The sequence below is a fragment of the Jannaschia pagri genome (genome assembly GCF_019655435.1).
GTDB lineage: Bacteria > Pseudomonadota > Alphaproteobacteria > Rhodobacterales > Rhodobacteraceae > Jannaschia > Jannaschia pagri.
In genome coordinates, this window is the sequence record NZ_BPFH01000001.1 from 232,141 (window position 1) to 242,044 (window position 9,904).

Here is a 9,904-nt window from a genome sequence, read left to right on the forward strand (position 1 = left end):
GCTGCGGTCAAGGCCTGCGCGGACGCCTGTCAAGAACTTTTTGACAGTATACCTTCAATGGAGGCCGCAACGGTGTCCATATCACCAAGACCATCCACGGACGTCAGATCGCCCTTGGCCCAGTAATAGCCAATCAGCGGCGAGGTCTTTTTATAGTACTCCATCAGACGCACCTTCAGGCTTTCGGCGTTATCGTCCGCCCGGGCCGTCCCACCGGCGGCGACGGCATCCCGGGCGCGCCCGACGATCCGCTCCACCAAAACATCGTCGTTCACCTGCAATTCGATCACGGCATCTAACGTGGCCCCGTGCTTGTCCAGCAGGGCGCCTAGGGCATCTGCCTGGGCCAAGGTCCGCGGGAAGCCATCAAAGATGAACCCACCGCCTTGGTCGCCTTCGAGCTTTTCTTCGATCAGGCCAATGACGATCTCATCGGTCACCAACTCGCCAGCATCCATGATCGCGGCAACGCGGTTGCCCATCTCGGTGCCCGAGGACCGCGCCTCCCGCAGCATGTCCCCGGTGGAGAGCTGGACCATGCCCCGCCCCTCCACGAGCCGCCCGGCCTGGGTTCCCTTCCCGGCGCCCGGCGGCCCTAGCAGAATGATGTTCATCGTCTTGCAGTCCCTTTACGTTTCCCGCGCTTCTTACCGCGCAGTTGGCTCTTTTCAATGAGCCCTTCGTACTGGTGGGCCAGCAGATGGGACTGCACTTGTTGGATCGTATCCATACCGACCGACACGATGATCAGGATCGATGTGCCACCGAAGTAAGCCGTAATCGCCAGTTGGTTGCGCACCATTTCTGGGATCAGACAGACCAGGGTCAGATAAGCCGCCCCGAGAACCAGGATCCGATTGACCACGTATTCCAAATGCTGCGCCGTCTTCTGCCCGGGCCGGATGCCGGGAATGAACCCATTCTGGTTCTTAAGGTTGTCGGCGACATCCTCGGTCTTGAACGCCACGTTGTGGGTGTAGAAGTACGTGAAGAAGATGATCATGCCCGCGAAGAACAGCAGGTAGAGCGGCTGACCCGGCCCGAAGTAGGCCAGGATCGTCGACATGATCGGACCCGTCTGCTGACCGCTGAACGTCGAAATCGTCGTGGGCAGCAGCAGCAGCGAAGACGCGAAGATCGCCGGGATTACGCCTGCGGGGTTCACCTTGATTGGCAGGTGGCTCGCCCCGCCATCATAGACCTTCATGCCGACCTGACGGCGCGGATACTGGATGTGGATCTTGCGCAGGCTGCGCTCCATGAAGACCACAAAAACCAGCGTTCCGAGCAGCATAGCCACGACGCCTAAGATCGCAGGCGTGTTGAGCGCGCCGGTCCGACCGCTCTCAAAGAACTGCGCCAAAGCGGCCGGCAGTTCCGCGACAATACCAACAAAGATGATCAGCGAGATGCCATTGCCGATGCCACGGGCCGTGATCTGCTCGCCCAGCCACATCAGGAACATCGTGCCGCCGACCAGGGTGATCACGCAGGCTGCGCGGAAGAACCAGCCGGGATCGGCCACCAAGCCACCAGCTTCCAGCGACACGGCCAAGCCATAGGCTTGCAAGGTCGCAAGGGCCACGGTGCCATAGCGCGTGTACTGGTTGATCTTTTTGCGGCCCTGTTCGCCCTCTTTCTTGAGCTGTTCGAGCTGCGGAACCATTGCCGTCATCAGCTGCACGATAATGCTCGCCGAGATGTAGGGCATGATGCCCAGGGCAAAGACGCCCATGCGCCCGATGGCGCCCCCGGTGAACATGTTCAGCACGCCGCCCAGACCGGCAGCCGCTTGCTCGACGAAGTCGCGCAGCGCGCCCGCGTCGATGCCGGGAACCGGAATGTAGGTGCCGAAACGGTAGATGATCAGCAGGCCGATCGTGAACAGGATACGTTGGCGAAGCTCTTTCGCTTTACCGAACGCGCCCCAGCTCATGTTGGCGGCCATTTGCTCTGCGGCTGAAGCCATGCGAGCCCCTCTTTGATGCTGAAACGCCGCCCGACGGGCTTCCCGCAGGCGGCGATCTCGGAAAACTTGGGTTTATGTAAGCGGGTCAGCGCCCGCCCACAACCGTCACTCGGCGGCGGCTGCCGCAACCGTGACCGTGCCACCTGCCTTTTCGACCGCCTCGACAGCGCCTTTGGAGGCACCGGTGACAGTGATCGTGGCTTTCGCGGTCAACTCGCCTTTGCCCAGCAGGCGAACGCCATCCAACTTGCGGCGCACCAGACCGGAGGCCACCAAGCTGTCTTCGTTGATCGCAGCGGCGTCGAGTTTACCGGCGTCGATGAACTCCTGCACCTTGCCCAGGTTCACGACAGCAAAGGACTTACGGTTCGGCTTGTTGAAGCCGCGCTTCGGCAGACGCTGGTACAGGGGCATCTGGCCACCTTCGTAGCCGTTGATCGCCACACCGGACCGGGACTTCTGACCCTTGATACCACGTCCACCCATCTTACCCAGACCCGAACCAGGGCCGCGGCCAACGCGCTTGGGCTTGTGGGTTGCGCCGGGGTTGTCGCGCAGATCGTTGAGTTTCATATCGCTTCTCCTCTGGCCGGAAACACCCCCGAAGCGAAGTGGGGCGCACGCGGCATGTTGATTCTGAACGTGCCAAAGCGGCACCGGTCGCGGATACACGGGCCTGCCGTTCCTCGCAAGGGGTCCGATGTCCGATCCAGCAGGGCACCATCGGGTCAGACATCAACCGCCACTTGGGACGTTGTGCCGCCCTACCCGTCTCGCCCCGGAACGCTCCGGTCTTCGGCATAGAGCGCGATCTTGTTGCCCTGCGGGTCCCGCAGATAGCCGACGTAGAAATGGGCGCTGTACGCGGCGCGGAAGCCGGGCGCGCCTTCGTTTGTGCCACCTGCGGACAGTCCGGCGCGGTGCAAGTCCCGAACCAGGTCCTGCCGCCCCACGTCAAAGGCCACCATTGCCCCGTTTCCAGGCGACGCGGGGAGGCCGTCATAGGTGGGCTTCACATAGAACTCCGGAAAGGCGACCCCGTCCGTCGTGCCCTCCTCCAAAGCATAGCTCAGCCCCTCAGGCCCTTCGTGCAGCCCATAGCCCAAAGGCGTCAGGATCGCCCCGTAGAACCGCTTCGCCGCCGCGATGTCGTCGGCGCCCAAGGTCACATATCCAATCACCGTAAACCCCCCACACGTCTCGCTCCGCCGGGTGACACGGCGAACACAAAGATCACCCGTCCACCGGCGGATTACGCCAGCGACTTGGACGAAAGGGTTGCGTCAGCGCCCGTTCGACCATCTCAAGCCGGTCTTGCCCATAATAAATCTCTCCATCGACCACATAGGTGGGCGACCCCATAACGCCTAAAGCCTGCGCGTCCGCGCAGTTCCGGGCATAAGCATCGGCCACCTCGGGCAAATTCGCGCGCTGCATCAGGGCCTCCGTATCCATACCCAATGCGTCAATCACGGCCCGCAGGACCCGTTCATCGGACAAATCCGCATCATCGCACCAATGCGCGCGCAAGATGGCGTGAGAGACGGCATCCACAAGCGGCCCCCTGTCACCGCACGCGATGATGAGATGACTGGCCAGAGTGTAATCCGCATCATGGTAGGTGGGTCGGTACGATAAGACAGGCACTTCGCGCCACTCCGCCCATCGCTCGATCTCGCGTCCGAAGAAGTAGTCCACATGGGCCTGAGTCCGCGCCGCGAATGGGAGGCTCCCCTGCGCCTCGACCACCGGAGACAGGGGGATCGGGCGGTGGATAAGCGTCGCGCCATGGGTCGCGCAAATGCTCCGTAGGTGAGCAGATCCCAGGTAAGCGAAGGCAGAATGGGCGGAATAGATGTATTCGATGACGGCCATCCCGTGACTTTAGGCGAGGCCCTTGATTGAAGACAGAGCCTTGGCAACACTGGTGCCATGCACCGGTTCGTCAGTTTCCTGGCCGCCACGGCCCTCAGCACACAAACCGCCTTGGCGAGCTGCACGGCGGACGCCATCCTGATCTTCGACGGCTCAAACTCCATGGGCGGGATCGGCTATGCCACCGAAGGCCTGCCCCGGATCGACGAAGCCCGCACCGCGGTGGCACGCGCCCTGCCGCCCGTAGAGCACATCCGACGCATCGGTCTGATGACCTACGGCCCTGGTCGTCAGACGTTTTGCGATGGCATCCACGAACACTTTGCGCCCCAGCCCCTGGCGGCTGCCCCGATCCTCTCTGCGTTGGAAGACATCACCCCCATGGGGCTGACGCCGCTCGCCGAGGCCGTGCGCCAGGCCGCGGACCGGCTCCGCTATCGTGAGCGCGCGGGTGTGATTGTGCTGGTGACCGACGGCAACGACACATGTGGTGGGATGCCATGCGCCTTGGCCGACCGCTTGTCCGCCACCGCGCAAGACCTGACAATCCATGTGGTCGGCTTCAAAGTCGTGGGCGATCTGACCAATGGAGGGAGCGCCGCGACCCGCCCTCTGCCCCGGGGGGAGATCATCGCCCGATGCCTCGCCGAGCGGACGGGGGGACTCTATGTCCTCAGCGACACAATCGACGACCTGGTCGAGGCTCTGAACGAGACGCTGGGCTGTCGGGACGTGAGCTAAGCCTCCGCCCTTGCCTGGTCGCTTTCCGGCTGTCACCCTACGGCCATGCGTGCCGCCCTCCTTTCCTGTGCTCTCGCCCTGCCGGCAGCGGCCCAAGGCCCTTGCGCCACCGACGCCATGATCGTCTTCGACGGCTCCGCCTCCATGGCGGAAATCACCCTGGAGACGGGACCGAACACGCGAATTGCAGAAGCGCGTCAGGCCATGGCCCAGGCAATGCCTTTGGTCGAAGAGGTCCGCAGGATCGGCCTATTAACCTATGGGCCTGGCCCCGAAGGATCCTGCGAAGGGATCCGTCTGCGTTTCCCACCCATAGACATGGCGGCAGACCCCGTGATCGAAGCGTTGGACATGCTGGACCCGAACGGGCTGACCCCCCTGTCCGCAGCCGTGGAAGAAGCGGCGGAGGTCATGGCCTACCGGACCCAACCGGCAATTGTGGTGCTTGTCACGGATGGCAATGAAACCTGCGGCGGCACACCCTGCGCCACCTCTCGTCGGATGGCCGAGGCCGCTGCCGACCTGACGATCCATGTGATCGGCTTCCGCGCCGCGCGGGATTTCTTCCTTTGGGACAACCCGGAACAGCAAGAATTTGGGCGCGACACGGTCGCCAAGTGCTTTGCTGACCGCACCGGCGGGCTGTTCGTGTCGACGGAGACGGTGGACGAATTGGTCGATGCCTTGCAGGCAACGCTGGGATGTTTGGTGGTGGGCGAAGGCCCGAGGCCTCGCATTGAGTTTGCACGATTATAATGGCGTCCAGGGCACCACATCGTGCGCCGATCTGAGCATATCGAGCCAGTAATCTATCGTGTCATCGGCGTCTTCTTCTGACGCAGCGTAGGCGGCTGAATTGCTGAACCATGCTTTGCCACCTGGCTCCAGCACCGGCGCGTGTGAGAACATGAGGTCACAGCCGCCGGTGGCTCGGCAAGCGATCACGTCCACATGGCCGTCGATGGTGTTTCCGCTCCGCTTGTGCCGAATGGCGAAGCTGTGTCTCACGGTGCGTTTTTTGGTCATCGCTGACACCTTAAGAAACAATACACCAAAACACTGGCACCACAGTTGGCCCCGAGGCCATGCACACAGATCAGACACGCGCCACAGCACGCAAAAACGCCCCGGCCATTTCTGACCGGGGCGCTTTATTTCAACAGTGGCGGGGTGACCCCCGACCTAAGGACCTCAGTCCCGCTCTTCGATGATCTTCACCATATGCGGGATCTTGTTGACCATGCCACGGACGGAGGGCGTATCCTCCAACTCGCGGGTCTTGTGCATCTTGTTCAGACCCAAGCCGATCAAGGTCGCACGCTGGTCGGCGGGGCGGCGGATCGGGGACCCGATCTGCTTAACAACAATGGTCTTTGCCATGGATCAGGCCTCCTCGGTCTCGGCGGCAGGGGCCGGAGCCTCGTCACCTTTGCGCAGGATGTCCGCGACCTTCTTGCCACGACGCTGGGCAACCGAGCGGGGCGATGCCTCTTTGGTCAAACCGTCGAGCGTGGCGCGGATCATGTTGTAGGGGTTTTGGGAGCCAATGGACTTCGACACCACGTCCTTGATGCCCAGCATCTCGAACACGGCACGCATCGGACCACCGGCGATGATCCCGGTCCCTTCCGGGGCGGTGCGCATCACGACGCGACCGGCACCGTGGCGCCCTTCCATATCGTGGTGCAGGGTCCGCCCGTCGCGCAGCGGCACGCGGATCATCTGGCGCTTGGCTTGTTCGGTCGCCTTGCGGATGGCCTCGGGGACCTCCTTGGCCTTCCCTTTGCCAAAGCCAACGCGGCCCTTCTGATCGCCAACGACGACGAGCGCGGCAAAGCCGAAGCGCTTACCGCCTTTAACGGTCTTGGACACGCGGTTGATCGCCACAAGGCGGTCGGCGAATTCCGGGGTTTCCTCGCGGTCGCGGCCACGGCCCCGACGGTTCTCACGTTCTGCCATGCGGCATCTCCTAGTGTCTGGGGCCTCGCCCCGTTTGTGCAATCCTGGTGGTCATGGCTCCGCATTGCGCGAAAGCGAACCCCGGATCATCGAGGGGGCCATGATCGGCCCCCTGCGCATCTCGTAGGGCGGGGTTGCCCCGCCGAGCCTTAGAACTTCAGACCACCTTCGCGGGCGGCGTCGGCCAGGGCCTTCACCTTGCCGTGGAAAAGAAAGCCACCACGGTCGAAGTAGACGTCTTCGACACCCGCCTTCTTGGCGCGCTCGGCAATCGCCGCGCCAACCTTGCTGGCCGCGTCGATGTTGTTTTTGCCCACGACGCCCAGATCCTTTTCGAGCGACGAAGCCGAGGCCAAGGTGCGGCCCGCCACGTCGTCGATCAACTGGACGCTGATGTTCTTGTTGGAGCGATGAACCGACAGGCGCGGACGCCCAGCAGCCATCTTGCGAAGCTTGTTCCGGACGCGCAGGCGGCGCTTGAGGAACAGATCCCGTTTGCTGTTTGCCATCTGACTGGTCCTTACTTCTTCTTGCCTTCCTTACGGAAGATGTACTCGCCCTTATAGCGAATGCCCTTGCCCTTATAGGGCTCCGGCGAACGCCATTCGCGGATGTTCGCGGCAACCTGGCCAACCAATTGCTGGTCGATGCCTTCGATGCTGATTTCCGTGGGCTTCGCCGCCGTGACGGTCACACCCTCGGGCACCTCGAAGTTGACGTCGTGGGAGTAGCCCAGCGCCAGCTTCAGCGTCTTGCCCTGCATTTGGGCTCGGTAACCAACACCGGTGATCTCCAGCTCTTTCTTGAAGCCAGAGGTCACGCCAGTCACCAGGTTCTCCACCATGGTGCGGGACATGCCCCACTGCTGGCGGGCGCGCTTGGACTTGCCGCGCGGCGTGACGACAACGGTGTTGTCCTCGACCGTCAGCGTGACATCGTCGGTGGCCGTGAACTCACGGGTGCCCTTCGGTCCTTTGACGCTGACCGTCTGACCGGAGACCTTGGCCTCCACGCCGGACGGCAGCTGGACGGGCTTTTTGCCAATACGAGACATAAAACCCTCCTTAGAAGACCGTGCAGAGGACTTCGCCGCCAACGTTGGCAGAGCGAGCCGCTGCATCGGACATGACGCCCTTGGACGTCGACACGATGGAGACACCCAGGCCCTGGCGGACCGACGGGATGTCGGAGACACCCAGGTACACACGACGGCCCGGCTTGGAGACCCGCTTCAACTCACGGATGACCGGGGTGCCCTCGTAGTACTTGAGCGAGATTTCCAGCGTCGGGTGGCCTTGGCGGTCAGACGACGACTCGTAGCCACGGATGTAGCCTTCGTCGGCCATCACATCCAGGACACGGGCGCGCAGCTTGGACGCGGGCGTGGTGACGGTGGATTTGCCGCGCATCTGCGCGTTGCGGATGCGGGTCAGCATATCGCCGATGGGATCATTCATAACCTGATCTCCTTACCAGCTGGACTTGACCATGCCGGGGATCTTCCCCTGGCTGGCCAACTCGCGCAGCATGATGCGGGACAGCTTCAGCTTGCGGTAGTAGCCGCGGGGGCGACCGGTCAGCTGACAGCGGTTGTTGAGACGGACGGCCGAGGAATTGCGGGGCAATTCAGCCAGCTTGAGGGTCGCCTTAAAGCGCTCCTCCATGGGCTTGCTCTCGTCGCGGATCGTCTCTTTCAGGGCGGCGCGCTTGGCGGCGTATTGCTTCACCAACCGCTCACGCTTTTTCTGGCGCTCGACCATGGATACTTTTGCCATGTCTATGCTCCTCAGCTGTTGAACGGCATGTTGAAGTGCTTGAGCAGCGACTTCGCCTCTGCATCCGTCTTGGCGGTGGTGCAGATGATGATGTCCATACCCCAGACTTCGTCGACTTTGTCGAAGTTGATCTCGGGGAAGACGATATGCTCCTTCAGGCCCATGGCGTAGTTGCCACGTCCGTCGAAGCTTTTGCCGTTGATGCCGCGGAAGTCCCGGATACGGGGCATGGCGACGGTCACGAGACGGTCCAGGAATTCATACATCCGAGCGCCGCGCAGCGTGACTTTGGTGCCCAGCGGCATGCCTTCACGAACGCGGAAGCCAGCGATGGACTTCTTGGCCTTGGTGATGACGGCTTTCTGGCCAGCAATCGCGGTCAAGTCGTCCTGCGCGCTTTTGGCTTTCTTGCTGTCACGGACCGATTCAGCACCGGCGCCAATGTTCAGGACAATCTTGTCCAGGCGCGGGATCATCATGTCGTTCTTGTAGCCGAACTCTTCCTTCATGGCCGCCTTGATCGTCTGATCGAAGGCCGTCTTGAGGCGCGGCGTGTAGTTCGCGGTGTCGAGCATCAGATCACGTCTCCCGTGGTCTTGGCGAAGCGCACCTTCTTGCCGTCTTCCATGCGGAAACCAACGCGGGTGGCTTTGCCGTTGCCGTCGATCATCGACAGGTTCGACAGGTCGATGGGCAGCGCTTTGGGGATGCGGCCCCCCTGGCTGGCCTGGCTCTGGCGGGTGTGGCGGATGGCCATGTTGATGCCCTCGACGACGGCCTTACCGGCCTTGGGGTCGACGGAGACGATCTCACCTTCCTTGCCCTTGTCCTTACCGGACAGGACGACGACCTTGTCGCCTTTGCGGAGTTTCGCGGCCATTACAGCACCTCCGGCGCGAGCGAGATGATCTTCATGAAGTTCTTCGCGCGCAGCTCACGAACCACCGGCCCGAAGATACGGGTGCCGACCGGCTCGTTGTTGTTGTTGAGAATGACGGCGGCGTTGCGATCAAAGCGGATCGCGGTGCCATCTTCGCGGCGCACTTCCTTGGCGGTGCGCACGACGACGGCCTTACGCACGTCGCCCTTTTTGACGCGGCCCCGCGGAATGGCTTCCTTGACCGACACCACGATGATGTCGCCCACGGAGGCATACTTCCGCTTGGACCCGCCCAGGACCTTGATGCACTGAACACGGCGTGCGCCGCTGTTGTCAGCAACATCCAGGTTGGTTTGCATCTGGATCATTGGTTTCTCCCGACCTTTGGGGCGGCGATGCGTGCCGGTGCCCCCAGGGTTTCGAACTGTGTGACGGGCTCAAAAATTCAGGAATTTTTGGACCCGGCGAGGCCGATCACTCGGCGATCACTTCCCACCGCTTCGTCTTGGACTTGGGGGGGCATTCTTGGATGCGGACCACGTCGCCAACCTTGAACTGGTTGTTTTCGTCGTGGGCGCGGTACTTCTTGGACTTCCGCACGGTCTTTTGCAGCAGAGGGTGCTTAAACCGGCGTTCGATCGACACGGTGACCGTCTGGGCGTTCTGGTTCGACGTGACAACGCCCTGGAGGATACGCTTCGGCAT

General features: G+C 62.2%; 18 protein-coding genes. 2 read left to right on the forward strand and 16 right to left on the reverse strand.

All coding sequences use genetic code 11. The features are described from left to right. Positions 1–29: 29 nt before the first annotated feature. The 5 genes from K5R33_RS01105 to K5R33_RS01125 form a co-directional block, all read right to left on the reverse strand. On the reverse strand, positions 30–614 hold the full coding sequence (locus K5R33_RS01105; protein ID WP_220747126.1) for an adenylate kinase: 585 nt from the start codon (positions 612–614) through the stop codon (positions 30–32). Continuing rightward, entirely contained in the window at positions 611–1,969 is a 1,359-nt protein-coding gene (gene secY / locus K5R33_RS01110) for a preprotein translocase subunit SecY (protein ID WP_220747127.1), read from the reverse strand. The genes K5R33_RS01105 and secY overlap by 4 nt, the downstream gene beginning before the upstream one ends. Positions 1,970–2,074: 105 nt before the next feature. Beyond that, positions 2,075–2,542: a 50S ribosomal protein L15 gene (gene rplO / locus K5R33_RS01115; RefSeq protein WP_220747128.1), complete on the reverse strand. Its 468-nt coding sequence runs from the start codon at positions 2,540–2,542 to the stop codon at positions 2,075–2,077. A 191-nt stretch (positions 2,543–2,733) separates the two neighbouring features. Further along, a complete protein-coding gene (locus K5R33_RS01120; RefSeq protein WP_220747129.1) occupies positions 2,734–3,150 on the reverse strand; it encodes a VOC family protein in 417 nt (138 codons plus the stop codon). 52 nt (positions 3,151–3,202) lie between these two features. After that, positions 3,203–3,844 carry a 2-hydroxychromene-2-carboxylate isomerase gene (locus K5R33_RS01125; RefSeq protein ID WP_220747130.1) on the reverse strand — a complete coding sequence of 214 codons (642 nt, stop codon included), beginning with the start codon at positions 3,842–3,844 and terminating at the stop codon, positions 3,203–3,205. 57 nt (positions 3,845–3,901) lie between these two features. Between K5R33_RS01125 and K5R33_RS01130 the strand changes: the two genes are divergently transcribed. Then, positions 3,902–4,585: a vWA domain-containing protein gene (locus K5R33_RS01130; protein ID WP_255576096.1), complete on the forward strand. Its 684-nt coding sequence runs from the start codon at positions 3,902–3,904 to the stop codon at positions 4,583–4,585. Between the two features lie 117 nt (positions 4,586–4,702). Continuing rightward, on the forward strand, positions 4,703–5,341 hold the full coding sequence (locus K5R33_RS01135) for a vWA domain-containing protein (protein WP_255588390.1): 639 nt from the start codon (positions 4,703–4,705) through the stop codon (positions 5,339–5,341). Here the strand turns inward: K5R33_RS01135 and K5R33_RS01140 are convergent. From K5R33_RS01140 to rpsQ, 11 genes are all read right to left on the reverse strand, one after another. Then, entirely contained in the window at positions 5,336–5,611 is a 276-nt protein-coding gene (locus K5R33_RS01140; protein WP_220747132.1) for a hypothetical protein, read from the reverse strand. The genes K5R33_RS01135 and K5R33_RS01140 overlap by 6 nt on opposite strands. 165 nt (positions 5,612–5,776) lie before the next feature. Further along, on the reverse strand, positions 5,777–5,965 hold the full coding sequence (rpmD, locus tag K5R33_RS01145) for a 50S ribosomal protein L30 (protein WP_220747133.1): 189 nt from the start codon (positions 5,963–5,965) through the stop codon (positions 5,777–5,779). Positions 5,966–5,968: 3 nt separating this feature from the next. Further along, positions 5,969–6,544: a 30S ribosomal protein S5 gene (gene rpsE, locus K5R33_RS01150; protein ID WP_220747134.1), complete on the reverse strand. Its 576-nt coding sequence runs from the start codon at positions 6,542–6,544 to the stop codon at positions 5,969–5,971. Between the two features lie 149 nt (positions 6,545–6,693). Then, positions 6,694–7,053, reverse strand: a complete 360-nt coding sequence (gene rplR / locus K5R33_RS01155) for a 50S ribosomal protein L18 (protein WP_220747135.1) — start codon at positions 7,051–7,053, stop codon at positions 6,694–6,696. An 11-nt stretch (positions 7,054–7,064) separates the two neighbouring features. Continuing rightward, positions 7,065–7,598: a 50S ribosomal protein L6 gene (gene rplF, locus K5R33_RS01160; RefSeq protein ID WP_220747136.1), complete on the reverse strand. Its 534-nt coding sequence runs from the start codon at positions 7,596–7,598 to the stop codon at positions 7,065–7,067. Between the two features lie 10 nt (positions 7,599–7,608). Then, positions 7,609–8,001: a 30S ribosomal protein S8 gene (gene rpsH / locus K5R33_RS01165; RefSeq protein WP_220747137.1), complete on the reverse strand. Its 393-nt coding sequence runs from the start codon at positions 7,999–8,001 to the stop codon at positions 7,609–7,611. A gap of 12 nt (positions 8,002–8,013) precedes the next feature. Further along, complete coding sequence (rpsN, locus tag K5R33_RS01170) at positions 8,014–8,319, reverse strand: 30S ribosomal protein S14 (protein ID WP_220747138.1); 306 nt, start codon at positions 8,317–8,319, stop codon at positions 8,014–8,016. Between the two features lie 11 nt (positions 8,320–8,330). Continuing rightward, positions 8,331–8,894: a 50S ribosomal protein L5 gene (rplE, locus tag K5R33_RS01175; RefSeq protein WP_220747139.1), complete on the reverse strand. Its 564-nt coding sequence runs from the start codon at positions 8,892–8,894 to the stop codon at positions 8,331–8,333. Continuing rightward, positions 8,894–9,199 (reverse strand): 50S ribosomal protein L24, encoded by a 306-nt coding sequence (rplX, locus tag K5R33_RS01180; protein WP_220747140.1) that lies wholly within the window; start codon positions 9,197–9,199, stop codon positions 8,894–8,896. Before rplX ends, rplE begins: the two co-directional genes overlap by 1 nt. Beyond that, a complete protein-coding gene (rplN, locus tag K5R33_RS01185; RefSeq protein WP_005621870.1) occupies positions 9,199–9,567 on the reverse strand; it encodes a 50S ribosomal protein L14 in 369 nt (122 codons plus the stop codon). Before rplN ends, rplX begins: the two co-directional genes overlap by 1 nt. A gap of 106 nt (positions 9,568–9,673) precedes the next feature. Then, the gene (gene rpsQ, locus K5R33_RS01190) at positions 9,674–9,904 is read right to left on the reverse strand and encodes a 30S ribosomal protein S17 (protein WP_220747141.1); all 231 of its coding nucleotides are present in this window, start codon (positions 9,902–9,904) and stop codon (positions 9,674–9,676) included.

Coding starts and splice junctions, on each gene's coding strand:
- rplN (WP_005621870.1), bottom strand. CDS start 9,567: ATGATCCAGATGCAAACCAACCTGGATGTTGCTGACAACAGCGGCGCA.
- K5R33_RS01140 (WP_220747132.1), bottom strand. CDS start 5,611: ATGACCAAAAAACGCACCGTGAGACACAGCTTCGCCATTCGGCACAAG.
- K5R33_RS01125 (WP_220747130.1), bottom strand. CDS start 3,844: ATGGCCGTCATCGAATACATCTATTCCGCCCATTCTGCCTTCGCTTAC.
- rpsN (WP_220747138.1), bottom strand. CDS start 8,319: ATGGCAAAAGTATCCATGGTCGAGCGCCAGAAAAAGCGTGAGCGGTTG.
- rplX (WP_220747140.1), bottom strand. CDS start 9,199: ATGGCCGCGAAACTCCGCAAAGGCGACAAGGTCGTCGTCCTGTCCGGT.
- rpsH (WP_220747137.1), bottom strand. CDS start 8,001: ATGAATGATCCCATCGGCGATATGCTGACCCGCATCCGCAACGCGCAG.
- K5R33_RS01135 (WP_255588390.1), top strand. CDS start 4,703: ATGATCGTCTTCGACGGCTCCGCCTCCATGGCGGAAATCACCCTGGAG.
- secY (WP_220747127.1), bottom strand. CDS start 1,969: ATGGCTTCAGCCGCAGAGCAAATGGCCGCCAACATGAGCTGGGGCGCG.
- rplE (WP_220747139.1), bottom strand. CDS start 8,894: ATGCTCGACACCGCGAACTACACGCCGCGCCTCAAGACGGCCTTCGAT.
- K5R33_RS01105 (WP_220747126.1), bottom strand. CDS start 614: ATGAACATCATTCTGCTAGGGCCGCCGGGCGCCGGGAAGGGAACCCAG.
- rpmD (WP_220747133.1), bottom strand. CDS start 5,965: ATGGCAAAGACCATTGTTGTTAAGCAGATCGGGTCCCCGATCCGCCGC.
- rpsQ (WP_220747141.1), bottom strand. CDS start 9,904: ATGCCGAAGCGTATCCTCCAGGGCGTTGTCACGTCGAACCAGAACGCC.
- K5R33_RS01130 (WP_255576096.1), top strand. CDS start 3,902: ATGCACCGGTTCGTCAGTTTCCTGGCCGCCACGGCCCTCAGCACACAA.
- rplR (WP_220747135.1), bottom strand. CDS start 7,053: ATGGCAAACAGCAAACGGGATCTGTTCCTCAAGCGCCGCCTGCGCGTC.
- rplF (WP_220747136.1), bottom strand. CDS start 7,598: ATGTCTCGTATTGGCAAAAAGCCCGTCCAGCTGCCGTCCGGCGTGGAG.
- rplO (WP_220747128.1), bottom strand. CDS start 2,542: ATGAAACTCAACGATCTGCGCGACAACCCCGGCGCAACCCACAAGCCC.
- rpsE (WP_220747134.1), bottom strand. CDS start 6,544: ATGGCAGAACGTGAGAACCGTCGGGGCCGTGGCCGCGACCGCGAGGAA.